The sequence below is a fragment of the Thermophagus xiamenensis genome (assembly GCF_900112795.1).
Classification (GTDB): Bacteria; Bacteroidota; Bacteroidia; order Bacteroidales; family Marinilabiliaceae; genus Thermophagus; species Thermophagus xiamenensis.
Genome location: NZ_FONA01000003.1, coordinates 104,526 through 130,637, shown reverse-complemented (window position 1 = coordinate 130,637; position 26,112 = coordinate 104,526). Strand labels below are relative to the sequence as shown.

The window sequence follows — 26,112 nt, the reverse complement described above, 5'->3', positions numbered from 1 at the left end:
GCTAATATTTTAACCATTATATATTTTATTTTTATGAACCGTTCAAGTTTAGTATTATTGTTTTCTTTTTTGATGATATTGTTTTTTTCTTGCCGTCATTCCCAACCTGGCAGTGAGCAACGACCCTTAGATTTGGCCATTAAAATGGCCGATTCCGATATGAAACGTAATCCTGAGAGTTGGATGATCGATTTCAGGCAAAAGCCAAAATGGGAATATACTCATGGCTTAATGATGAATGCCTATCTGGCATTATATCAGAAAACCGGTCAGGAGCGTTATCTGCATTATGTGAAAGCTTATGCCGATACCATGGTTCAGGATTCCGGCGAGATTCTGACCTATAATCTTTCCGATTACAACATTGACCGGGTTAGTCCGGGGCGTTTCCTCATCAATTTATATAAACTAAAACCGGAAGAAAAATATCTGAAGGCGATCAGATTATTAAGGAGTCAGATGGAGACCCATCCCCGTACTTCTGAGGGTGGATTTTGGCATAAAAAAAGATATCCCCATCAGATGTGGCTCGACGGCCTTTACATGGGTTCCCCATTTCTGGCACTTTATGGGCGTGAGTTTAATGAACCTGAGCTCTTTGATGAAGTGGTGCATCAGATTATGCTGGTCAATAAACACCATTATGATATTGAAACCGGTCTTTTTTATCATGGATGGGATGAAAGCCGTCAACAAAAATGGGCCGATCCGGTTACCGGACTGTCACCTCATTTCTGGGGACGAGCCATGGGATGGTATGCTATGGCTTTGGTGGATGTTTTGGACTTTATTCCAGAAGACCATAAGGGGCGTGACAGTGTATTGTTTGTGGTAGATAGGGTAGCCCGTGGAATTCTGAAGTATCAGGATCACGGTACCGGTCTTTGGTATCAGGTGCTTGATTTGGGCGATCGCCAGGGTAATTATTTGGAGTCGTCCGCCAGTGCTATGTTTACATATTTCTTGTTTAAAGCCATTAATAAAGGATATATTGACAATTCGTTTTCTGCCTCGGCCGAGAAGGCTTACAAGGGAATCCTGAAAAACTTTATTCAGAAAGAGTCGGATGGGACCATCTCCATTACCAATGTCTGCTCGGTGGCTGGCCTTGGGGGAGACCCATATAGGGATGGCTCTTTTGAATACTATATTTCCGAACCGATTCGCAATAATGATCCCAAAGCTGTTGGGCCCTTTATCATGGCTGCTTTGGAAGCGGAGAAGTACCGAAAGATGAAGTGATACATCATTATTGCCATTTTAATACCCAAAATGACAACTGAATTTCTCTGGGTAAAATGATGAAGAATGGAATGAGCACAGTCTTACCAAGACCTGATGTTTGCTAAGAATATAGGGAGTTTGGGACGAAAAAATAGGGACGTTTCTGGACAACTCATCTGTGTTGACCTTAGTGAATTGTCTCATTGAATATTGAAATAAGAGAAGATAGAAACATGGGAAATTTTTTGCTTAAACTTGTCCTCGCTCTGATTTGGGTCTTTTTATTGTTAGAAGATATCCGGTCACAGGATTCCGATTTTATTGTTGCCTCCGATGGAACCGGTGATTTTTTAACCCTTCAGGAGGCGATCAATGCGGTACCGGATTTCAGAAAGAAAAGAACCGTTATTTTTATCAAAAACGGGGTCTATAATGAAAAGTTAATATTGCCGGCTTCCAAAACCAATGTGACTTTTATCGGTGAAGATAAATATAAAACCGTTATCACCCACGATGATTATGCTTCCAAAAAAAATCGTTTTGGTGAAGAGATGGGAACTACCGGCTCTTCCAGCTTTTTTGTTTTTGGTGACGGTTTTGTGGCCCGTAATATTACGTTTGAAAACTCGGCCGGACCTGTTGGACAAGCTGTGGCGGTCCGTATCGACGGCGATCGCGTGGTGTTTGAAAACTGTCGATTCCTGGGAAACCAGGATACCCTTTATCCACATGGAGATGGTAGCCGTCAATATTACAAAAGCTGTTATATCGAAGGTACGGTGGATTTTATTTTTGGTTGGAGTACTGCCGTTTTCGATGATTGCGAAATTTTTTGTAAAGATCGCGGCTATATAACGGCTGCTTCCACCCACCAGGAGCGTGAATTCGGATTTGTGTTTATAAATTGTAAGATCACCGGCAATGCCCCCGAAAACTCTTTTTATCTGGGACGTCCATGGCGTCCATATGCCAAAGCAGTGTTTATTAATTGTTTCATGGGAAAACACATAAAACCGGAAGGTTGGCACAATTGGGGAGATCCGGACAAAGAAAAAACAGCATTTTTTGCCGAATATAAATCTTACGGCCCGGGTGCGGCCCCAGAAAAACGGGTAGTTTGGTCGCATCAGCTGACCGATGAGGAAGCTTTGAAATATACCCCTGAAAATATTTTAAGTGGTGAGGACAACTGGAAATATTGGGAGTGGCTAACACCTGCCGATGTTGTTGGTGGGCCCGAATAATTGTTTTTTTTACCTCAGGGCTTTTGCTTCCAACCTCAGACTCTATTGACACATATAAAAGGATGTACTGACTATGGATGCATCACCAAAATTGTAATAATTAGAAATGATTAATGTTAATTCCGGGGTTTCCATGTTTTAAATTCTTTTGTTCAGGGAAGCAGTATAAAATAACGGATATAAAATTATTTAATGCTTAAAATTATTTTGATGATGAAGAATCTTTTTGCAACTATTTTCGTTTGGGTGATTTCTATTCTTTCCATATTTGCCCAGGAAGAGTATGTTTCAAAAGTATGGGTAGCCGACCAGGGAGACGGGACCTACAAAAATCCGATAATCCATGCCGACTATTCCGATCCGGATTTGTGCAGGGTGGGCGATGATTTTTATATGACCGCTTCCAGTTTTAATTGTATCCCTGGTTTGCCCATCCTTCATTCTAAAGATTTGGTTAATTGGACATTGATAGGTTATGCCATTAATTCTTTGTCCCCCGAGGACCACTTTTCAAAGCCTCAGCATGGGAAGGGAGTATGGGCGCCTTCGATTCGTTACCATAACGGAGAGTTTTACATCTATTATGGGGATCCTGATTTTGGCATTTTTATGTTGAAATCATCCGATCCGAAAGGACCCTGGACAAAGCCTGTTTTGGTGAAAGAAGGAAAAGGCCTGATCGATCCTTGCCCCCTCTGGGACGAGGATGGCAAGGCTTATTTGGTTTATGCCTTTGCCGGTAGTCGGGCCGGTGTTAAATCGGTACTTCTGGTTCAGGGAATGACCCCCGACGGTACCTCTTTAGTCGGCGATCCGGTTATGGTATTCGATGGCCATCCTGACAACCCGACGGTGGAAGGACCCAAATTTTATAAGTTCAACGGTTATTATTACATTTTTGCTCCGGCAGGAGGCGTTTCGCATGGGTGGCAGCTCGCTTTGCGTTCCAAAAATCCTTTTGGACCTTATGAATTTAGACGGGTGTTGGAGCAAGGTTCTACCGATATCAATGGGCCTCATCAGGGAGGTTGGGTCGAAACCCCTATGGGTGAATTTTGGTTTATTCATTTTCAGGACAAAGGGGCTTACGGTCGAATACTTCACCTGCAACCTATGAGGTGGGAAAAAGGTTGGCCTCTTTTAGGACAAGACTTCGACGGAAATGGCGTGGGTGAGCCCGTTTCTTCGTTTAAAAAACCTGTAATTAAATCTCACTGGCCGGTGATAACACCACCCGAAAGCGATGAATTTAATGGTTATACCACAGGTCTCCAGTGGCAGTGGCATGCTAATCCTAACATTAATTACGGGTATCCTTCCGGTAATTTGGGGTTCTTTCGACTCAATTGTCGTCCAAGACCCGAAAATGCTACTAACCTATGGGACGTCCCCAATATGCTATTGCAAAAATTCCCCGCACCTGTGTTTAGGGCTACTACCAAAGTTACTTTTAACCATCGTTTCAATGGTGAAGAGGCCGGTTTTATCGTTATGGGTGATTCTTATCAATATATTTCCTTAAAACAGGAGAACGACAAACTGTGGATAAAAGTGGTTCGATGCAAGGATGCCCGAAAAGGGGGAGCCGAAGAAGTGCTTTTTAAGCAAGAAATAAGTAACAATACGATATGGTTCCGTATCGAAGTGCATGATGGGGCCATTTGTCGTTTTGGATTCAGTGAAAACGGCCGTCGATTTAAAGTCGTGGGTGAAGATTTTCAGGCTGTTCCAGGACGTTGGATCGGAGCTAAAATCGGTTATTTTGCCGTACGCGACGGTATAATCAATGATGCAGGAAATGTTGATATTGATTGGTTCAGAGTGGAACCTATCAATTAGATTTAGATTGATAGGTTTTCGGGGAAAGCTATTTGTTAGCAGCTTTTATGGATGAGATTATGAAAAACAGGTTTAAAACGCTTTTTAAAATTGTTCTTGTTTTTATAATTATTTGTAGTTGTAGTGAAGGAAACAAGAAGAAGGATATAAAAAAAATTTGGTTAATAGGGGATTCTACTATGGCTAATTATGCTTTGGAAGAGGACTACTTGTCAAAACGATTCCCCGTTACCGGATGGGGGCAGGTTTTTCAACAGTTTTTCGTACAGGATAGTCTCCCCTTAGTGGCCAATATTATTCCTGCTGATAGTATTATTGTTGAAAACAGGGCCAGGGGAGGACGCAGTACCAGGACTTTCTTTCAGGAAGGACGATGGCGTTTTGTTTATGAGAATATCCAACCCGGGGATTTGGTTTTGATTCAATTTGGACACAATGATGCGGCTGAAAATAAGCCGGAAAGGCATGTAAACATTCAAGGATACAAAGAGTTTTTGCGATTGTTTGTATCTCAAACCCGGCAAAAAAAAGGTGTTCCCGTTTTACTCACCCCTGTTGCCAGAAATTACCCTTGGATCGATGGTCGATTGGTGAATGTTCATGGCGATTATCCTGAAGCAGTAAAAGAGGTAGCCAATGAAATGAATGTAAAATTCATTGATTTAAACCAATTATCAATGGAGCATTTTTCCCGTGTTGGTAGAGAATATGTTACCGAGCACTACTTTATGAACCTTCCTGCAGGAAAATATGAAGCCTATCCGAACGGGCAAAAAGATAATACACATTTCCAACCGGAAGGTGCTATGGCTGTGGCTCAATTAGTTTTTAATGGTCTAAAAAAATTACAGTAATGAAAATCAGAGATGTTTTTGGTAGAATTTGTTTAATAACTGGTGTGACCTTTTTTATTGTCACCGCTAATTTAGGTTGTAAGGAAGAACTCAGAAATTCTTTTAAGGAGGCGGAAGATTTCATTTACCATGGTCTGGAATTTGATATGCCCCGAGTAAAAGAGCCTGTTTTCTCTGATTTAATGGTCTCTATAGTCGATTTTGGCGCAGTAGGGGATGGCGTTACCGATAACAGTGAGGCTTTTGCAAAAGCTATTGATTATGTTTCGGAGAAAGGTGGAGGTCGCGTGATTGTTCCCAGAGGGATTTGGCTGACCGGGCCAATCATCATGAAAAGCAATATCGATCTTCATGTTCAGCAAGGGGCTGTGGTGCGTTTTAGCCCCGACTTTGAGGATTATCCGTTAATCGAAACAATCTTTGAAGGACTAAATACTTTTCGGTGCATGTCCCCTATTCATGCCCATAACCTTGAAAATATAGCCTTTACAGGGAAAGGTATTTTCGACGGCAATGGCGATGCCTGGCGCCCGGTTAAGAAAAGTAAATTAACGGAAAGTCAATGGAAGAAACTGGTTAATTCCGGAGGTGTGCTCAGCGACGACGGGCAGATCTGGTACCCTTCAGAAAAGTCAAAAGCTGGTGATAGCCGTGATAATTTCAACGTTCCTGATTTGGAAAGAAAAGAAGATTTTGAAAAAATTAAAGATTTCCTCCGTCCCGTTATGGTCAGCATTAAGGAGTGTAAACGCGTTTTGTTAGACGGGCCCACCTTCCAGAACTCGCCTGCCTGGAATATTCATCCACTCTTGTGCGAGGATGTTACCATTCGAAATTTGACCGTACGCAATCCTTGGTATTCACAAAATGGCGACGGGTTAGACCTGGAATCTTGTAAAAATGTGGTAATCTATAATAACAGTTTTGATGTAGGGGATGATGCCATTTGTTTCAAATCCGGAAAAGATGAAGATGGCCGAAAACGTGCTGTCCCTACCGAAAATGTGGTGGTAAAAAATAATGTGGTATATCACGGTCATGGAGGATTTGTTATTGGCAGCGAAATGTCGGGTGGCGTTAGAAATGTGCATGTTTCCAACTGTACCTTTATTGGTACCGACGTTGGACTGCGATTTAAGAGCACCCGTGGAAGGGGAGGTGTGGTTGAAAACATCTATATATCCAATATTGATATGATTGATATACCTACCGAACCCATTCGGTTCAATCTTTTTTACGGCGGAAAGTCACCCGTTTTGGATGATGGCGGTAACAGCGTTCCTGACATTCAGGAAAATGAACCCGCACCGGTAACCGAAGAGACCCCTGCCTTTAGAAATATTTTTATGAAAAACATTAGAGCCAACGGTTTTGGTAATGCTGCTTTTTTTATGGGGTTGCCCGAAATGAATCTGCAAAATGTCCACCTTGAAAATGCCTTGTTACGAGCTGCAAAGGGTATTTCCATTATCGATGCCGATGGTATTATGTTTAAAAATGTTAATGTTACGGTAGAAAAAGGACCGGCATTAATAATGTTTAATGGGAAAAATATTAATGTGGAAGACTTTCGCTTTAAGACCCAACAAGAAAAATCCATTTACATATTGGGGGCACAAACCCAAAAAGTTAACTTTTCTCATTCGGGTGATGAGGATATTCGTGCCTTGATCAGATTCGGTAGCCGGGTAGATCAATCGGAAGTAAGGATTCAATAATTGATTCTGAGTATTATCTTTACTGTACTGTTTATTTGGGAATACTGGTACCTTGGGAGCTTAAACACTAATTGTGCCTGTTTATTTTATCCTGGTACCGGTTCCCTTAATGATATGAAATCATCCGGTTGTGAACCGTTTATTTGTGACATATGACCGCATCAATTGCGTGAAAGAAATATTCCTTCACACTAAATGGCAAATATCATGTTGCTTCCTTTGTTTGTGCTTATGGTTGCTTCCCGGTGCTTTTTCTTTTTCGCAGGAAAATTATCATTGGACGCACTATACAACTGTTGATGGATTGTCTCAGAATGCCGTTACGAGCATTTTACAGGATCGTCGGGGATTTATGTGGTTCGCAACCTGGAATGGAGTAAGTCGTTTTGATGGTTATCAGTTTTCCAATTATAAAGTTCGGCCAGGGGATGAGGTAGAAATTTCAAGCAGTCGGATTGATTACATCACAGAGGACATTTTTGGGTTTATTTGGTTATTAACCAATGGGAAAAATGTTTGTCGGTTCGATCCGATGAAGGAAGAATTTGCTAATGTTCCCGGTCTGGAGAATGAGGATTTAAGGATAGATAGATTAATAACCCTTCCCGGGGGAGCTACCTGGCTGTTAACTGCTGACCGGGGGGCTTTTCGTGTTGTTACGGATACCAGCTCTTTCAATATGGTGGTTTATCCTTATTCCCTGGCAAGAAAAAATCTTGCCTCCAACAAGGTTCATGATGTTTTTCAAGATAACGGGGGAAATGAGTGGATACTCACCAACAACGGAATAGGACGAATTACTTCCAACCAAGATACTGTTCCACAATTGTTTTTCGTTCAAAATTCTCAGATAGGGCAGCAACCAATGGCCTTTTTTGTGGCTTCCGATTTCGGTGAGGAAATCTGGTTTGGTGCCGACAAAGGAAATATTTGTATATACGATAAAAACAAAAAGCAATTCTCAGTTCTAAAATTACCTACTAAGGGCAAAATAATAGCTTTGCATTTGCTTACCCATAAAAAATGCCTGATTGCTACCGATAACGATGGTCTTTTGGTTTACAACGGAAACCAAGAAAAAAAATTTGTCTATTTCTCTACAAGGGCCAGAAATAAACTGAAGAGTGATAATATACTTATTACTTACCAGGACAGCCATGGGGACGTTTGGATTCAGCAGGATATCGACAGCCTTGCCAGATTCAATAAATTGACCGGCAAAATTTCTTATTACGATTTAAAGTACCATTTTGTGAGTGATGCGGATAACCCCAATTTTATGGCTCATGAAGATATTAATCAAACGTTATGGATTCATCCTTTAGGCGGAGGGATATTCTATTTCGACCGAAAAAATGACCAGTTAGTTCCCTTCTTTGGCAGTAAAAAGAAATCTATGCACATTTCCGATCGATTACATTCTATGTATTCCGACTATCAGGGTAATTTATGGATGAGTACGCGTGCCAAAGGCCTGGAAAAATTTGTTTTCCCACATGGGAATTTTAATTTTTTGATTCCTCATCAGTCGCCCGATAATATTAATGATAATCATGTCAGAGCCGTTGCCGAAGATCATCAGGGGCGTATTTGGATCGCCACTAAATCCAATGAAATATTGATTTATGATTCCAACCACCATTTGTTAGGGTTTCTGGGAATGGATGGAAAACTTCATGAAAAAAAACGTTATTTCGACGCTACGGCTTATTCATTGGTTCCAGGTAGAAATGGGGTTATGTGGATCGGCACCAAGGGGGAGGGACTAATTTTGGCGGTTCCTGGTACTGATGCCAAGGAGTTTGCTTATTCTCTGTTTTATTATAAAAACAGAGAAGAAGATCTGTATAGCTTGAGCAACAATAATGTTTATCATATTTTTGAGGATTCCCAGGAGCGCTTGTGGGTTGCCACCTTTGGAGGAGGTATTAATTTAGTTGAAAAACCTTATCAGCCAGATCGCAAATTAAAATTCATCAACTACCGGAATCATTTTAGAAATTATCCTATCGATGAGTGTTTCAGGGTGCGCTTTATTACCTATGGCCCCCAAAATACGATGTGGGCTGCAACTACCAAGGGACTGATAATGTTTGATGCGAACTTTGAAAAGGGAGAAGATCTTGTTTTTAACCATTTTACCTATATCCCTGGAGATTCAAGCTGCCTGAGTAATAACGATGTCCACGATATTCTGTGGGCTTCCAATGGCGACCTTTACTTTGCTACTTTCGGCGGAGGTTTGAATCGGCTGGTGGAGTTTTCGGAGGATTCGATGCCTCTTTTTGAACATTTTACTGTGGAAAATGGCTTACCCTCAGATGTTTTGCTAGCCCTACAGGAAGACAGTAAGGGAAATATCTGGATAACCACTGAATATGGACTTTCCCGCTTTAATCCGCAATCAAAAACTTTTCAAAACTTCAATAAAGCGAATTATTTTTATGATATTAGGTTCTCTGAGGCCGCGCATATTAAAGACAGTAAAGGGAATTTATGGTTTGGAAGTCAACAGGGGGTGCTTTGGTTTCATCCCGACATGTTATCTAAAAGCTCTTTTGTTCCTCCGCTTAGGTTTACTGAGTTTCGTCTTTTTAACCGAAAAGTAGAGGTCGGAGAAGGGAGTCCTCTGTCTAAACCCATTGATGTGGTGGATGAAATCGTATTGAAACATTCACAGAATATTTTTTCCATCGGTTTTGCAGCTCTCGACATGAAGTATCCTCAATTTGTGAAATATGCCGTAAAGCTGGAGGGTTTCGATGCAGAATGGAGATACATAGACGGCCAAAGAGGGGTTACCTACACCAATATTCCTCACGGGGAATACCTCTTTAAAGTTCGGTCGACCAACAGTGATGGTGTGTGGGTTAATAATGAACGTTGCCTGCAAATTATTATTCTCCCTTCTTTTTGGGTGACCCCATGGGCATATGTCATTTATATTATTTTATTCTTAGCAATTGTTTTTCTTGGGGGGGTTGTGTTGACAACCATAGTTCGTTTACGGCATAAAGCCGCGTTTGAACATCAGCTGGCACAAATGAAGCTCAATTTCTTTACTAATGTATCGCATGAGCTAAGAACTCCCCTGACTTTGATCAATGGCCCTCTGGAAGAAGTACTTAAACAAAAGGATTTGCCGGGAACGATTAAGGAGCGCCTTAATGTCATCAAGAAGAATAGTGACAGAATGTTACGCCTTATCGATCAGGTTTTGGATTTTGTAAAAATCCAAAATAAGAAAATGAAACTCGTAGTCGAGCAAATCGAAGTCGTCCCTTTTGTTCAAAAAGTGATGGATCATTTTCGGTTCAGAGCCATCGACCAAAATATTGAATTTACACTTGAATCGCAGATGCAAGATACCTGCCTGTGGGTAGATGTGGACAAATTCGAAAAGATTATATTTAACCTGTTGTCCAATGCTTTTAAGTACATTGACAATGGCCATCGTATAACGGTCCGCATTGATGAAGTGGACGATCAGATAGAACTTGCCATCAAGGATGATGGAAAGGGTATTTCGCAGGAAGTGATGAATCGGTTGTTTGAACGTTTTGAAAACGGTTTTCTGGGAAAAAAATCTTTCCAATCTAGCAGTGGAATAGGTCTGGCCCTCGTTAAAGAGTTTGTGGAGATGCATCAGGGACGTATCCTGGTCAATAGCACTCCCGGTGTAGGAACTGAGTTTCGCCTCTTATTTCGAAAAGGTTTGGATCATTTCTCCGAGGAGGTACAGATTATGGATACCCCTCGGAATTCACTCACCATGAATGAGGTCACCTATTCTTCTGATCATATTGCAGACAATAGCCCGGAAGCTGAAACCGACCATGCACCCCCGGAGTTGAGTTCGGTACTATTGGTGGAAGATAACAGGGAAGTGCGCAATTTTATTAAGGATACCCTTACCAAGTCATACCATGTTATAGAGGCCTGCAATGGTGCCGAGGCTTTGAAAATGGCCAAAGAAAAGCAACCCGATCTGATTATCAGTGATCTCATGATGCCTGTCATGGATGGTGTCACTTTGCTTCAGCGTATCCGGGAAGATGTTGAAACCTCTCATATTCCTTTTATCATCCTTACCGCCCGTTCTAATATGGAGAGCCGGTTGCAGGGACTTGAAAAAGGGGCCGATGACTATATTACTAAACCTTTCAGTACTTCTTATCTGATGGTCCGTGTTAAAAATTTGTTGCAACGACAAAGACAAATGCAAATGGTGTTTAGGGATAACAAGGATATTAATACTGATCATATTGAATTATGGCCTGCTCAACCTCAGGTTACCTCTATGGATGAAGAATTTATTCGCAAGTTGGTACGTTTCATGGAACAAAACATGGATAATAATGAATTGGTTGTAGAGGATTTGGTAAACGAAATGGGGGTGAGCAGAAGTGTTTTCTTTAAAAAACTTAAAGCACTAACCGGAATGGCTCCCATCGAATTTATCCGTGACATGCGAATGAAAAGGGCTGCTCAGTTGATCGAAAGGGGGGATTATACCATTAGTCAGGTGGCATTTATGGTTGGAATGAATGATGCACGGTATTTTAGTCGATGTTTCCGTAGTAAATTTGGATTGTCTCCTTCACAATACAAAAAACGATACAAACAATGAATTTTAATACTTGTGGTGGTACATGGTTTCTTTTATCATTGCAACGGTTGGTTTTTTTAACTTACTTTTGGAAACGAGCATGATAACCATTGTATTAAAAAGAACCTGAAAAAAATGTTCCAGCATGCGAGTTCTATGAGATCAATAACAAAACTAGTTTTTAGGATGAAAAGTATATTATGTTTTCTCTCAATTTTTCTAGTAATAAGTGGTGAAGCACAACAATTGGCCTTTCCTACAGCTGAAGGATATGGGAAATATGCAAAAGGCGGACGGGGAGGCGTTGTTTACGAAGTGACGAATTTAAATGACAGGGGAGAAGGTAGTTTGAGGGCTGCTGTTGAAGCGAAAGAACCGAGAACGGTTGTATTTAGGGTTTCGGGAACTATAATATTGGAAAGTCCTCTTAGAATTAAACACCCTTATATTACCATTGCAGGGCAGACTGCCCCGGGAGATGGTATATGTATCCGAAGGTATCCCATAATTATTGAGGCAGATCATGTAGTTATTCGCTATTTGCGGGTGCGCTTGGGTGATGAATCGGGAGATGATTATGATGCTGTATCAAGCAGGTACACCAAACATGTCATACTAGATCATATCTCAACCAGTTGGAGCGTGGATGAATGCCTGTCGGTATATCATTGCGATAGTATTACCGTTCAGTGGTGTCTGATTGCTGAAAGCCTGAGCGGTTCCAATCATAAAAAAGGATCACATGGATTTGGTGGTATCTGGGGAAGTAACTACAGCAGCTATCACCATAACCTGTTGGCGCACCATTCCAGTCGTAATCCCAGGATGGCTTCGGGATCCGGTTATACCGACTTTCGAAACAATGTAATATATAATTGGGGGTATAACAGTTGTTATGGCGGAGAAAAACAACAAGTTGGAAATGAAAAATTCAATTTTTCAGTTTTCAATATAGTGGCGAATTACCTTAAACCTGGTCCGGCAACTCAACCGGGAAAAGTAATGTATAGAATAGCCAGTCCTTCAGCCAGAAGTGATACCGATTTTGGAAAATGGTATATTGCCGAAAATGTAGTTGTGGGCAATGAACAGGTGACTATTGATAACTGGAACGGTGGCGTGCAAACTTCTATTGCATTGGATAAGATAAGACTTCAAGAACCATGGCCTTCTATGCCCATAAGTCAACAATCGGCTGAGGAAGCATATGAATTAGTACTTGAGTATGTGGGGGCCGTCTTACCTAAACGAGACGTGGTAGACCGTCGTATTATTGATGAGGTTAGAAATGGCTATGCTACTTTTGAAGGTACTTCTTATAAAAAGAAACATAAAGTTTTGGATTCGGAAAAGAAATGTGGAATTATCGATTCTCAAAGGGATGTTGGAGGATGGCCTGTCCTTAACAGCCTTACACCACCTAAAGATTCAGATCATGATGGGATGCCCGATGATTGGGAAGTGGAAAATGGGCTTGACCCCCTTAATAACGCGGATAGAAACAAAATATCGGATGATGGATATACAATGTTGGAAGTTTTTTTAAATAGTATCAGATAAGCTCAGATTCTTAGATAACCGAAGACCATTAAACGTTTGAGAAGGTGCCCAAAAAAAAGCCGCCCAATTAATGTGGACGGCTATTAGCTGAATCTTAATGTTTTTTCGGACTAACTTATTCTTTTTTTACATCCGAACGGTCATATTTGCAACATCCCGGAAGTTTGTCGTAAACCTCATCCGGTGCTTTATGTTTTCCGTTGTCATGACCTGCTTTGGCTATGGCCTTCTGGATATTGTCCAGTTGAGTTTTGGTGTCATCAAAGGTCACAACCAGCATTTTGGTCTCTAAATTCCAGTCGGCCGAAGTGACCCCTTCTACCGATTTGGCAGCTTTTTCGATGCGTTTTTCGCACATGCCACATTGGCCTTTGACTTCAAACTTTTCGGTTTTGCTTTGTGCAAACATTGCCATCGGCGCTATCAGCAACAGAGTTAGAAAACTTAACATTATTCGTTTCATGGTATTTTGTTTTTTGTGATTAATAATTAATTGATTTATCGTGTATATTGGGTGGGGCTGACCACCATGTTCGGTTTTTGTAATGTATTTGCGTATTAAGTGTAACACTTTGTGATATAGATTGTTTTGGTGAAGTGTAATAACTTCTGTTTTAAAAATCCATTTTATCTTTTACCTCTCCGCATTCCAGCATCATATCGCCAAAATAGGGATTACGTATATTCTCCTCATTGCTCAGCCAGTAAGCCCCTTTGTCGTCGTTGGCCATGGGGCAAAACTGGTAGTAAACGGTTTTTCCCTCCAGGCCAAATGCCTTGATTTTTCGATATAGTATTGGGTTTAAATTCACAAAAGCCTCTCGCTGGATTTCTATCTCTTTTGATTGACTGATAACTTGCAATGCTTTTTTCATGACGTCCAGGTTTTGCATCCATAGGATATGAGCTTCTCCCTTAGGTAACGACATATCGGTCTTTTCGAGTGCTTGTAGGGTTTTTTTTGCTTCGGAAGCTGTTTTTGTAGCATCCGTTTCAACCATGGCGTCCTTCATTTTTATGTATTGATTGAAGAAAACAGTGAGTTGCTGTTTAAATTGTTGCGGAACTTCAAAAATTTCGCTTTTTGTATTGACTTCTGTTTGATTACTGCTTTTCATGGGCTCCATTTCTTCTGTTGTCATGGTTTCATGGAGGTGTCCGGACTCTGTCTTGCCTCCTTCAGAATTCATCATGCTCGGTTTACTTGACAATTGAGCTGCCGCATCGATGCTGAAGGTTCCGTTGACAGCAATCTCTTCCCCCGGCATCAGTCCTTCCTTTACGATGTAGCTGTTGCCCAGGTCTGGTCCCAACAATACTTCCCGCATGGCAAAGCGTACAAAATCATCACCGGTCTTTTTCACATAAACCACCGACCGCTTTCCGGTCCACATCACTGCCGTATGGGGTACCACGATTCGTTCTTTTTGGTCGGGCAGAGAGCATTCCGCTTCGCCTGTTACAAACATTCCGGGTTTGAGTGCCAGTTCAGGATTGGGAAGTTCCACACGAGCTTTGGCTACCCTTGTTTTGGCATCAATGAGCGGGTCGATGTAAGAAATGGTGCCATGAAAAGTTTTTCCGGGAAGGGAGGCTGCCGTAAAGACAACCATATCTCCCGGCTTTAGCCAGGTTAAATCTTTTTCGTAAACCTCAAACATTACCCATATGTCAGAGAGGTTGGCTATTGTGTAGATGGGTTGCCCTGCCTTTACATAATCGCCCTGATTCACCAACTTTTGAGTCACATATCCCGAAGCATCGGCCAATATGGGAAATTGCTGCTGCGGTCTTCCGGCGGCAATGATATCGTTGATCTGCTCATCGGTGAGTTTCCGGTTTTTGAGTTTTTCCACGGCTGCCCTGTACAGCTGAGGCTGTTCCTCTTTACTGCGTTCTGCCTCCAGCAACTCTTCCTGTGCCGACACCAGTTCGGGGGAGTATAGATATGCCAATGGCGAACCTTTTGATACATACTGGCCGGTGAAGTTAACTGTCAGCTCTTCGATACGTCCCTCGATATGTGATACCTGTGAAAAGACATGGCGTTCATCCACAGTCACCTGCCCGTTGAGACGTAGCTTTTTCGAAGGAACCCGGAGAGCCACTGTTTGTGTTTGGACCTCTGCCAGTTTCATGGCTGCCGGTGACATTCGTATCTCTCGCGGGTCATCGCTGCTTTCCTCTTTTTCCAGTGGGATGAGGTCCATCCCGCAGATGGGACAGTCGCCCGGCTCCGGTTGTCGTATTTGTGGGTGCATGGAGCAGGTCCAAATGGTTTCTTCACCTTCGTGATGATGCCCGGCTGCTATGGTTGATGATTGTTCTGTTTCCTCCTTTTTGGAGGAAGAACCAAAGAGTATCCATCCGGCCAGGAGGCCTGCGGTTACGGCTATTGCTATGGTGATGAGGTTTTTCTTATCTATGTTCATGGTGTTAGTATTTTGATTTTGTTGAGATGCATTTTTAAGCTGCACAATTTGTGTGACTTTACAGGGGGGTATGGACTACCTTCCTAATACATATCTTAATCTGGCCAGCGCGGTGTTGTAACGGCTTATGGCTTCTGTTTTGTTTTTTTCATATTGAAGGAGTTTCTGTTGCATGCTTAGGATTTCATCGAAGTCTTTACCCGAGTTGGCATAATCGGTTGTCAACAGATTCAGTGCCCGGCTGGATTCTCTTATCTGTTCGTCATATAATAGGATGAGCTGTTCTTGCTTTTGAATGGTGTACAGTACCTCTTCGTAGAGAGATAGCAGATTATTGATTGCTGCCTCTTTTTGCAGGGCAATGGCTTCCCGGTTTAGTTGTGCTTCCCGGATGGCTGCTTTGTATTTTTTCCGGTATATGGGCAAGGAGAGCGACACCATGGGCATGATAATATCCTTACCTTCGTTATCCAACTGCATGTTGGAAGGTTTTCCAACCACCACATAATCGATGCCGATGCCCGACTTTGGGTATCCGTTTTTGCGGGCTACCACTTCCTCTGCTTTAGACGATTGTTCCATCAGGTCGAGTTTTTGAAGCGCCGGATGGTGTAGGAGTAGAGAATCTTTGTTGAGTGGCATCACAGCATGATTGACCATTTCCAGGGTATCGGTCATCACCGGTTCCTGCAAAGGACGGTTGAGTAATTGATTGAGACGGGAAAGGCGGGGCTTCTCTTCCCGGTTGAGAATTTCCAGGTTGGTGGCCGACTCTTTTAAAAGAAGGTCTACCCTGAGGACATCCACCATATCGCCGACACCATTCTCATAGTTACGGGTGGTGAGCTCTTTCCACGATTTCAATAGGTTGATGTTCTCTTTTTCGATTTGGGTCCACGTTCTTAGTCTGCCAAGAGCGTAATAGGCTTCTGCGACCTCGTAATAGAGCCGGTTGCGGGCATCCATAAAATCCCGGAAGCGCGCTTCTGCTGCCAGTGAGGCCGCTTGTTCTTTTGCTTTAAGCGTCCCGAACCAGGGCAGCATCTGCGAAAGCGAAATCTTGAATTCCTGCGGGCCCAGGCGTGTCTCAACAGGCGATAAAAAATAACCCAACGAAAGCGTGGGGTCGGGCAGCCCCTTCACCTGCGGAATCCTCTGTACCGCTGCTTCAAAAGCCTTATATCTGGCCTGAAGCTCCGGATTGTTCTTGGCAGCTAAAAGGAAAAGGGAATCCAGAGGTTGAGCTTGTAAATCAGCACCTGCAATGGTTATAGTGAAGGCATATATCACAATAAGCCGGGGTATGGAAGCCAGAGGCCAGAAGCCAGAAGTCAGAATACGGGTAGCAAACTTTAATTCCATACAAGTTGGTGTGTTATAATAATTTCTTGTAATTAGAGATTTTATTGTTGTTATAATCCTGTCAATTTTATTTTTCATGGGTTATCCAGTTTTTGTGTAACTTGGTGAGCATCTTCCCAATTTCTTTAATCTCACAGATAAAATGATTATAAGTGTCATTGTCAATGTAATGACATTCCTTTGCGAAGGCCATCCATGTTTCGGTTTCGGAACATGACCCTAATGCATTTATTAAATGTTGTTTAAACACCAATTCATAGGTGCGTTTGGACCATCCTTCTGAAATATTAGCACTTATTGACCTTGATGACCTTATGATTTGAGAGGTCAGAGAATAAAGCTCTTCCTTTGGAAATTTCCTGGTCATTTGAAAAATATCCATAGCTAATTTGAATGACCTTTTATATACCTTCATATCGTTGTATGATTTTATCATTTTTCAAGGTTTTAAGGGTAGGTTTGCTTTTAATGTGTTGAAAATAAATATATGACAAATTAAAATTTTCCGACTTTTTTGATGCCGGAAGTCTGAAGATGGTTTTTAAAGTACCTTCTTCTTTTTCAGTATATTTCAATTTTCGTACATTGGCTCTACTCTTTAACTTTTATTTCAGTTATCTGGCCTCTGATTTCTGACCTCTGGCTTCTTGCCTCTAGCTTCTGACCTCCGGCCTCTGTGCCATTCTGTATTCATTATTTCACAGTGTTACACAGTGGATACACAGAGTTTCACAGTGTATCAATGCCTATCGCTCCGGCGACCACATTTTTAAAGCATTAGACAATTAGAGCCGTGGCTATTTATATCTACTTAATATCCATTTATTTCTACATATATCTTTAAATTATTTCCGGCTTCTAGCCTCTGGTCTCTGGCCTCTGACTTCTAGCTTCTAGCTTCTGACCTCCGGCCTCTGTGCCATTCTGTATTCATTATTTCACAGTGTTACACAGTGGATACACAGAGTTTCACAGAGTATAAATGCCTATCGCTCCGGCGACCACATTTTTAAAGCATTTGACAATTAGAGCCGTGGCTATTTATATCTACTTAATATCCATTTATTTCTACATATATCTTTAAATTATTTCCGACCTCTGGTCTCTGGCTTCTAGCTTCTGACCTCCGGCCTCTAGCTTCTGTCTTCTGCTTTCTTCCCTCCAACAATAAAGTATCGGTACCACAAAGCAGGTGATGGTAGCGGCCAGCATGCCACCAAAGGCGGGGATGGCCATGGGAACCATGATATCCGAGCCTTTACCGGTAGAAGTTAAAACAGGTAAAAGCGCTATGATGGTGGTGGCAGATGTCATCACTGCCGGGCGGATGCGCCGGTATGCGCCATCTATCACCGCTTTACGTATTCCTTCGATGGTTGAAGGGCGGCCTTTGCGGAAGCTCTGGTCCAGATAGGTGCCCATCAGAACGCCGTCGTCGGTCGCCAGGCCAAAGAGAGCTATGAACCCGACCCATACCGCCACGCTCAGGTTGACTGAATCGACCTGAAACAGATGACGCAGTGAGGTGCCGAAAAAGGAAAAATTCATAAACCAATCCTGTCCATAGAGCCACAGAAGAATGAAACCACCACTAAAAGCCATGGCAATACCGCTGAAAATCATCAGTGTGGTGGATACCGACTTAAACTGGAAGTAGAGAATCAGGAAAATAATTATCAATACCAGTGGTACAATTACCGAGAGTCGTTTCACTGCTCTGACCTGATTTTCGTAATTGCCCGAAAACCTATAGCTGACACCGGCCGGGACGGTGAGGCTACCGTCGTTGATTCTCGACTGTATGGCCTTTTGAGCATCTCTCACCACATTCACTTCGGCATATCCATCACGCTTATCGAAGAGCACATAGCCGGTTAGGAATGTATCTTCACTTTTTATTATTTGCGGACCTCGCACATATTCGATGGTCACCAACTGCGAGAGGGGAATCTGTTCGCCGGAAGGGGTGTCAACCAGTATGTTTCCTATTGCCTGAGGGTCTCCTCTGAGTTCACGCGGATATCTCACCCTCACCGGGTAGCGTTCACGCCCTTCGATGGTATAGGTGAGGGGCATGCCTCCTATGGCCGTTTCGATGGTTTGCATCAAATCCTCCACGTTCAGGCCGTAGCGTGCAATCTCTGTTCTGTTGATGTTAAGGTGGAGGTAGGGTTTCCCGATTATGCGGTCGGCAAAGACCGATTCGGCTTTTACCGACGGCACCTCTTTCAGTATTTTTTCCAGCTCCATACCAAAGGCTTCGATGCTTTTAAGGTCGGGACCATAAACCTTGATGCCCATGGGTGCCCGCATGCCGGTTTGCAGCATCACCAGCCGCGTTTCGATGGGTTGTAGTTTGGGTGCCGAGGTAACCCCGGGTATTGAGGTGGCCTTCACAATCTCGTTCCAGATGTCGTCGGGACTTTGGATATGCTTTCTCCAGTTGCGGAAATAGAGACCCTCGTCATCAGGTATCAGGTTGTCTTTGCCAATGCCCTGTTCCAGTGCTTCATCGTTCGACAGGGTGTCGCCCCCCAGGGTGATGAAACGTCCCTGACTGTCGGTACGAAACCGCATCCTGCGGCCACGACCATCCAGTGCATATTCGGGTTTATAGTGAATTATATTTTCGAACATGGATACGGGTGCCGGATCCAGGGCCGATTCAACCCTTCCCAGTTTTCCGACGGCCAGATCCACCTCGGGGATTCCGCTTACCAGCATGTCGATCTGTGCCAGTACTTTCAGGTTGTATTCCATTCCCGAGTGGGGCATCGACGTGGGCATCAGCAGGAAGCTGCCCTCATCGAGTGAAGGCATAAACTCTTTTCCCATGCCGGGGAAGGTGTGGGCCAGTGTTGACCATACTTTGGTGGGACGTATGTTCCATCCCAACCGCTCGAAGCCTTGAGCCACAAAGCCAAACACGGTGCCGAAGCCAAGCCAGACTATCATGCCCAATATCACCAGTGAGGCCGGAAGCATCAGGAACCGTATCTTGTATTGCAATGCCCACCGTAATATCCGCTTGTAATGCCGTTCCAGCAGCATGAAGAATCCCAGGATGAGCCCTACTATCAGTACCACAAAAAGCGTGTTGAGAAGCGTGCTCTTCCCGGGTCCCAGCGGACGCCAGTGGATGGCAAGCAACCAAACCACTGCCACGCCCGATATGATTAATGATGAGTGGTGAAGGAGCTGGTGATACCATCTCTGAGAGTCGGTGCCGGCATGTCTGAACATATGTTTTACCACTCCGGCCAGGCCAAACAGCAGCAGTATGGTTCCGCCCCACGTGTAACCCAATATCAGTGATACCAGTCCTGCAGCCATCAGAGCGCCATGGGCCATGACCGAGCCTTTGCGGCTGCGAAAGCGCCAGCCAAAGAACCAGTGGGCCAGGGTAGGAAAAATCAGAAGGGTCACCAGCAGCGCCGCCACCAAAGCAAATGTCTTGGTGAAGGCTAATGGTCCAAACAGCTTTCCTTCGGCTCCCTGCATGGTAAAGACGGGTAAGAAGCTGACGATGGTGGTCGACACGGCTGTCAGGATGGCCGAGGAGACTTCCGAAGCCCCTTTGTAAATGGTGTTGATGAGTTTTTCATCCGGCGATGCTTCTTCCATGCGCTTGATGATGTTTTCGGAAAGAATAATGCCCAGATCGACCATGGTTCCTATGGCAATGGCAATGCCTGACAGCGCCACTATGTTGGCGGTGACGCCTGTATACCGCATGGCGATAAAGACCATCAGTACGGCTATGGGCAGCAAAAACGAGATCATCAACGAGGCACGGAGGTTGTAAATCATCACAATGATTACCAGTATGCTGATGAGAATCTGCAGCGATAATGCCGATTCCAGGGTTCCCAGAGTTTCGTAGATGAGTTCCGTCCTGTCGTAAAAGGGCACAATTGTCAGCCGGCTTTCTGTTCCGTCGGCCAGCACCTTACGCGGCAACCCGGGGTTGATCTCTTCTATTTTTTCTTTGACGTTCTCAATAACCTCCAGCGGATTGGCACCATAGCGAGCCACCACCACACCTCCAACCACCGGGGCCCCATCCTTGTCGAGGGCACCACGTCGGGTGGCAGGCCCAACAGTAACTGTTGCCACATCTTTCAGGCGTACGGGCACATGGCCCTGAAGGCCAACGACTGTCTCTTCAATATCTTCCGGGCTTTTGATGGTGCCAATTCCCCGCACCAGATATTCCACCTGGTTTATTTCCATGGTTTGTGCTCCGGCATCGCGGTTCGAGTTTTTTACCGCAGCAACAATCTTTTTCAGCGGTATGTTGTAAGCTTTCAGTGCCGAAGGATCCACATCGATCTGGTACTCTTTGACAAATCCTCCTACCGACGCCACTTCTGCCACGCCTTCGGCGGCGTTAAGACCATATTTGACGTAGAAATCCTGTACCGTCCGGATCTCCTGAAGGTCCCACCCGCCGGTGGGATTACCATCGTTGTCACGTCCTTCGATGGTGTACCAGAACACCTGTCCCAAAGCGGTGGCGTCGGGGCCCAGCGAGGGTTGCACGCCCTCGGGCAACAATCCCGCCGGGATAGAGCTGAGACGCTCCAGTATGCGTGAACGAGACCAGTAAAACTCTACGTTATCCTCAAAGATGATGTAGATGCTGGAAAAGCCAAACATCGATGAGCTGCGGATGCTCTTCACGCCGGGAATACCCAACAGATAGGTAGTGAGCGGGTAGGTGATTTGGTCCTCGATATCCTGAGGTGAGCGGCCTTTCCATTCGGTGAATACAATTTGCTGGTTCTCCCCAATATCCGGAATGGCATCAACCGGTACCGGATCGGTGGGCAGCGGACCCGGGTCCCATCCAAAAGGCGATGTGGAGATACCCCAAACAACCAGGCCTATAAGCACCAATGTGGTGACCAGCTTGTTCTCCAGAAAGTACTTGATTATTCTGTTAAGCATGTTGTATTTTTTGAAACGAAATAAACTTGACAAAGAAGGTTTGCCACATTAAGAAATTATCATTTAAAGAGCACAGGCAGAGGCCGGAAACGAGAAGATTGATTTTTGATATTAGATAGAAACAGGTAGTTTGTTCGATTATCTTTGGGTTCTATCTTCTTTCTTACCTCCGGGTTCTTATCTGTAGTGGCCGGACTCATTTATTAACCGGAAAGGTGAGATAAACTAAACTCTTTTTACCTCGCACTATCCACTAACGACTAATGACTAATCACTAATTGACTATTGATTAAATCCCCTTCCCGCCTGTGCATATGAGGCTTCACAACAGATAGGTTTGTACCAAAGCCAACCGGCGGAGGGTGGTGACTAATGGCGGCGGATCGGAATAGTTGATTGAAGTGTTTGTGTTTGAATTTGGTAAAAGTTTTACCACATCGATTGAGGACGGTAAAACAATGGCGGTAAAATGAAAATTTCCCGGTTCACCGGTTGTGTGGCCCATCAAAAAATCATCGTCTACACGGAAAAACTTCGTCTCGGTGTGGCAGCACGTGCCATCATCGCAGCAGGGCTCTACCATTGTCTTTAACTCAACGGATTTTAGTTGATGACCACAATAATGTTTAGATACAGCCAGCCCCGTTGTTGAAATAATCAACAAACAGGTTAATAGTATGTTGGTGACGGCTCTAAGCATGGTCCCTGGTTTTTAGTTTTTTAGCGGCTGATGAAAGCTATTGTATGAATGCCAGCTTTTCTTGCCCTCTGTTAGTAATACTAAATCACAAATATAACCTTGCATGGCGTGGATTGTTTTACACAATTTTCGGAATTTCTTACAATATTAGGTTGATTGGTGGAAAGTAGGATAAGGGCATTGGTAAACCCGAAAACAAAATGTGCAGTCTTGTAGTAGATATATAACTGTCTGAAAAATAATTGTTTTGTTAGACCCCAACAAATCTGTGTCGGAAGTGGCTTACGAACTGGGCTTCGAGTACCCGCCTTACTTTTCCAGATTTTTCAAAAAAAGAGAAGGAATGAGTCCGTCCCAATACAGAGAAAAATTTAACTGAATGGTTCCATAGTGGATATTTTCAGAAACTATTTGAAAAATTACCGGAAAGAGTTGAAATTACAGAGTCGTCACTTACTTTCCGTACCCCTAAGATGTGTTATTGTATTCGTTTATTAGCCGCTCATGACAGAACTGGTTTAAGCTCTGAATATGCCTTTATAATTTTGTTTTAGAAAAAGTGAAATAAGGGGGTAAAAAAGTTTCAAAACAAATAGAAGAGATTCTAATTGTTTTGGGAAATATTGGGGTGTGAATTTAAAAGTCATACAGAGAGGAAGGATAATACCTGAATACCCACAAATTTTTCGTAATCTAGATTGGGTTAGTTGCGTATTAAATGTTTACACTTTTTCTTTCAACTTTATCTCGAATTCTAGTAAAATGGATTGACAATTTCAAAAGGAAAAGATAACATCCATAATCACTTAATGTAAATAATCTTTTCTCTTTTAGGTTCTCTCTTGAAATTAATTTATTAGGGAAATTACAAACCCTATCGAAGAATACAATGGAATCATCTAGTTTACCTTCAATTTTGGGTAAATAAAAAATTTGTGTGATTTCTTGTTTTTTTATTGATTGAATATGTGAATTAATTTGTTCTTCATTCTTCTTTGAATTTTTATATAGAGCCTGTTGGTATTTTTCTAAGTTAAATATTGGGGCATAAACTATCTGTGATGGAAAATTTCTAACATTATTTAAATCAATGTCACAAGTATTTGATAAAATCATGCTAGGAACAGGTTTAATTTCAGTATCCGGTAAATTAATAACTAACATGTCATTTATTCCATCACCTTGATAAATAACATTTGTATCCGATAAGTAGTTAGTATAAAGTCTTGTGTCAATATTATTAGGAAAATCCTTTAAACAATTAAAAAGTTCTTTGTCAGATTCATCTGATAAGAACTTAGGCAAATACAATTTAAAATCATCTAATCTCATATTAAATCCCAGAAATTAGAACTTACAATTTCAACAAATTCATTATCAATGTCTTTTGAATTTTTTAATAAGTTTCTGGTAAATGAAATTATTGTGTTTATCTTTTCAATTTCTTCGTTGTGAAAGCTATAGTCAAATGATTGATTGAATGCATTATCTTTCCAATCAGCAATATTTACATGATGTTCAAATTTAACATCAAATTGAGGAGTTAAGTAACTTTCTCCTTCAAGACTAATACTTACAACACTAGAACTAAATGTTGCCCAAATGGCGAGATTTGATAGAGATGTGTTTAAATTTGATAGCATATCAGTAAGTTGGATTAAGTGTTTTTAGAAAATTTTCATTTAATAAACTATAAAAAAGTTCCTTTTCCTTAGCATGTCCCCTAGAAATCACTTCTTCTTTATTTGCAAAAAAGTCTTTTAAATTTGATTCTGTAAATGTATCAATATCAATGATAGAACCTAGTTTATTTTTGTAATTTGCATTATTTGCTACTTGCAATGAACTCTTATAATCTCCTTGTTCAATTTCTGTTCTTACAATTGTATTTTTATATTCAATATCTTTATTTCTAATACAAATTTTTAATTCAATATCTTTGAAAATATTATTATCGAAGAAGTTTATATAACGGATCCCTATTCGAATAACAGAATCTATTATGCCTACTTTTTCAACGTTATTTAGTACCCTAAAAATTTGTTCAGAGAATTCTTTCCAGCCTGTGTATTTAGGAAATGAACTTATAGTTAGTACATTTGGGCCAATTTGAATTACAAATTTTTCATTTGAGATTCGGTAATGTGGTTTAAATTTAAAATTAGGATCGGTTGCTCTAACAGCTTCAGGTAATTGTAAAATTGGCAAGTTTTCAACATTAGGAAAATCACCCTTAAGTACATTAAAAATCATACCAAAAACAGCACTAGGATGAATCTTTGTAGAAAATCTTATCTCAACCAATGCGTCCAAAATAGGACACGGATATATTGCTTTTGGTAATTTCATTTTGTTCTTATTTTCTCACAAAAATAATTCTTTTTATTAAGATAACGAATAAATAAATTTTTAATTGTATTGAATGTGATGCCTTTCCTTGCATATTGCATACCACAATATTTTTGATAAAATAGCGGGATACATTTGCCCTTGGGAATTCTATTATTTAATAAGCAAAGCTATTTATGAAGGACTTACAATTCAATATCAATTTTGGTATATTAAGTACAGATAGGCAAAAGGTAAATGATTTAAAAAGGATCTGCCTTCATTCATAGGTGGATTTTTAGAAATTAGTATTGTGAATGGATTTAATCGCATAGAGAATTAATGTGGATAATTGGGGGATGGTTGAAAAGCCAAATTTTCAAAAAATAGGTTCTCGTTATAAAAAGAGTTGGTTTTTTCATTCCAACTGCAAGGTCTTTTTATGAAAGAAAATTAATGGTTGTTCCTCTATTTGTCAGAGGGTAGACATAGGTGTTTAAAGGCCAGAAACCAGAAGCCGGAAGCCGGAAATCAGATATAACAGGATTATATATAAAAATCAACCGGAAATATACTGCCAAATTACCGAATGCAAAGGGGTTAATTCATGTCAAGGATGAAATTTATTTCCTTACCAATTCAATGGGTTGTTTATGATGTATTTCGAAATGTTATAAAACGATTTTTGGTTTCTGATAATATGGTCGTGATACCGGGATTGCCAGGCAAAATCGGGATTGATTTTTCGGGCGTTTTTGGTGACGCCAATTTTAAAACCCCGAATGATAGATGCCAAATTTTGGGATTGTGGTCCGAATTGATTTTTGGGGCCGCTGTTAGGGTCGCAAAATCTTGCGACCCTAACACGCGTCCCACCCGGCGCCCCGACCATCGGTTCATGATTACGGCCATCATCCGGTTTATTGATGATAATAATACCATGGACATGGTCGGGCATGATGACATGGGTCCCCAATTCCACAAACGGAAAATGTTTGGGTATTTCGTACCAACACGAATTGGCGATGTGTCCGATGGGTGATAATTCCATCCGGCCATCCACCACCTCACCGAAAAAACATTCCCTGTTTTTGGTACAAATGGTCACAAAATAGGCTGCATTCCAACCGTAATCCCAAAACCGGGCGCGGGCCGTGTCGCTGCGGTATTTGTTCCGAAATTTTTCCATCTGCTCAATTTGAAGGACCATTCTTTCGAAAAACCCCTAACCCAATTGAGGCATAGATACAAATTTAAAATTTTTGGAAATCTATTCAGATTACAGGTTGGTT

The 26,112-nt window shown here is 42.1% G+C and carries 18 protein-coding genes; 8 read left to right on the top strand and 10 right to left on the bottom strand.

Annotated elements, in window-relative coordinates:
• The first annotated feature begins 33 nt into the window (after positions 1 to 33).
• From BM130_RS02615 to BM130_RS02585, 7 genes are all read left to right on the top strand, one after another.
• Positions 34 to 1,242: a glycoside hydrolase family 88/105 protein gene (locus tag BM130_RS02615; RefSeq protein ID WP_010528661.1), complete on the top strand. Its 1,209-nt coding sequence runs from the start codon at positions 34 to 36 to the stop codon at positions 1,240 to 1,242.
• Between the two features lie 215 nt (positions 1,243 to 1,457).
• Positions 1,458 to 2,468, top strand: a complete 1,011-nt coding sequence (locus BM130_RS02610) for a pectinesterase family protein (RefSeq protein ID WP_074964245.1) — start codon at positions 1,458 to 1,460, stop codon at positions 2,466 to 2,468.
• Between the two features lie 210 nt (positions 2,469 to 2,678).
• The gene (locus BM130_RS02605) at positions 2,679 to 4,307 is read left to right on the top strand and encodes a glycoside hydrolase family 43 protein (protein WP_237706176.1); all 1,629 of its coding nucleotides are present in this window, start codon (positions 2,679 to 2,681) and stop codon (positions 4,305 to 4,307) included.
• 59 nt (positions 4,308 to 4,366) lie between these two features.
• The gene (locus BM130_RS02600; RefSeq protein WP_029626721.1) at positions 4,367 to 5,161 is read left to right on the top strand and encodes a rhamnogalacturonan acetylesterase; all 795 of its coding nucleotides are present in this window, start codon (positions 4,367 to 4,369) and stop codon (positions 5,159 to 5,161) included.
• A complete protein-coding gene (locus tag BM130_RS02595; protein ID WP_010528656.1) occupies positions 5,161 to 6,879 on the top strand; it encodes a glycoside hydrolase family 28 protein in 1,719 nt (572 codons plus the stop codon). Before BM130_RS02600 ends, BM130_RS02595 begins: the two co-directional genes overlap by 1 nt.
• Before the next feature lie 130 nt (positions 6,880 to 7,009).
• Positions 7,010 to 11,509, top strand: a complete 4,500-nt coding sequence (locus BM130_RS02590; RefSeq protein ID WP_237706175.1) for a hybrid sensor histidine kinase/response regulator transcription factor — start codon at positions 7,010 to 7,012, stop codon at positions 11,507 to 11,509.
• A 165-nt stretch (positions 11,510 to 11,674) separates the two neighbouring features.
• The gene (locus BM130_RS02585) at positions 11,675 to 13,048 is read left to right on the top strand and encodes a hypothetical protein (protein WP_010528654.1); all 1,374 of its coding nucleotides are present in this window, start codon (positions 11,675 to 11,677) and stop codon (positions 13,046 to 13,048) included.
• 115 nt (positions 13,049 to 13,163) lie between these two features.
• Here the strand turns inward: BM130_RS02585 and BM130_RS02580 are convergent, their stop codons facing one another.
• From BM130_RS02580 to BM130_RS02555, 6 genes are all read right to left on the bottom strand, one after another.
• The gene (locus BM130_RS02580; protein ID WP_010528653.1) at positions 13,164 to 13,511 is read right to left on the bottom strand and encodes a heavy-metal-associated domain-containing protein; all 348 of its coding nucleotides are present in this window, start codon (positions 13,509 to 13,511) and stop codon (positions 13,164 to 13,166) included.
• A 151-nt stretch (positions 13,512 to 13,662) separates the two neighbouring features.
• Positions 13,663 to 15,480: an efflux RND transporter periplasmic adaptor subunit gene (locus tag BM130_RS02575; RefSeq protein WP_010528652.1), complete on the bottom strand. Its 1,818-nt coding sequence runs from the start codon at positions 15,478 to 15,480 to the stop codon at positions 13,663 to 13,665.
• A gap of 75 nt (positions 15,481 to 15,555) precedes the next feature.
• On the bottom strand, positions 15,556 to 16,842 hold the full coding sequence (locus tag BM130_RS02570) for a TolC family protein (protein ID WP_138956946.1): 1,287 nt from the start codon (positions 16,840 to 16,842) through the stop codon (positions 15,556 to 15,558).
• Positions 16,843 to 16,909: 67 nt separating this feature from the next.
• The gene (locus BM130_RS02565) at positions 16,910 to 17,278 is read right to left on the bottom strand and encodes a four helix bundle protein (protein ID WP_044138837.1); all 369 of its coding nucleotides are present in this window, start codon (positions 17,276 to 17,278) and stop codon (positions 16,910 to 16,912) included.
• Positions 17,279 to 17,922: 644 nt separating this feature from the next.
• Entirely contained in the window at positions 17,923 to 21,792 is a 3,870-nt protein-coding gene (locus BM130_RS02560) for an efflux RND transporter permease subunit (protein ID WP_010528649.1), read from the bottom strand.
• Between the two features lie 322 nt (positions 21,793 to 22,114).
• Positions 22,115 to 22,492 (bottom strand): HYC_CC_PP family protein, encoded by a 378-nt coding sequence (locus BM130_RS02555; protein ID WP_010528648.1) that lies wholly within the window; start codon positions 22,490 to 22,492, stop codon positions 22,115 to 22,117.
• Positions 22,493 to 22,739: 247 nt separating this feature from the next.
• On the opposite strand from BM130_RS02555, the gene BM130_RS02550 reads away from it, so the two are divergent.
• Positions 22,740 to 22,871 carry a helix-turn-helix domain-containing protein gene (locus BM130_RS02550; protein ID WP_258164881.1) on the top strand — a complete coding sequence of 44 codons (132 nt, stop codon included), beginning with the start codon at positions 22,740 to 22,742 and terminating at the stop codon, positions 22,869 to 22,871.
• A 335-nt stretch (positions 22,872 to 23,206) separates the two neighbouring features.
• On the opposite strand, the gene BM130_RS02545 is transcribed toward BM130_RS02550, so the two are convergent.
• From BM130_RS02545 to BM130_RS02530, 4 genes are all read right to left on the bottom strand, one after another.
• Positions 23,207 to 23,824, bottom strand: coding sequence for a hypothetical protein (locus BM130_RS02545; RefSeq protein WP_010528647.1), 618 nt, complete (start codon positions 23,822 to 23,824; stop codon positions 23,207 to 23,209).
• On the bottom strand, positions 23,821 to 24,135 hold the full coding sequence (locus BM130_RS02540) for a hypothetical protein (protein WP_010528646.1): 315 nt from the start codon (positions 24,133 to 24,135) through the stop codon (positions 23,821 to 23,823). The genes BM130_RS02545 and BM130_RS02540 overlap by 4 nt, the downstream gene beginning before the upstream one ends.
• Before the next feature lies 1 nt (position 24,136).
• Positions 24,137 to 24,841, bottom strand: coding sequence for a TIGR04255 family protein (locus BM130_RS02535; RefSeq protein WP_010528645.1), 705 nt, complete (start codon positions 24,839 to 24,841; stop codon positions 24,137 to 24,139).
• Positions 24,842 to 25,451: 610 nt separating this feature from the next.
• Positions 25,452 to 26,009 carry a transposase gene (locus BM130_RS02530; protein ID WP_010528644.1) on the bottom strand — a complete coding sequence of 186 codons (558 nt, stop codon included), beginning with the start codon at positions 26,007 to 26,009 and terminating at the stop codon, positions 25,452 to 25,454.
• Between the last annotated feature and the right edge of the window lie 103 nt (positions 26,010 to 26,112).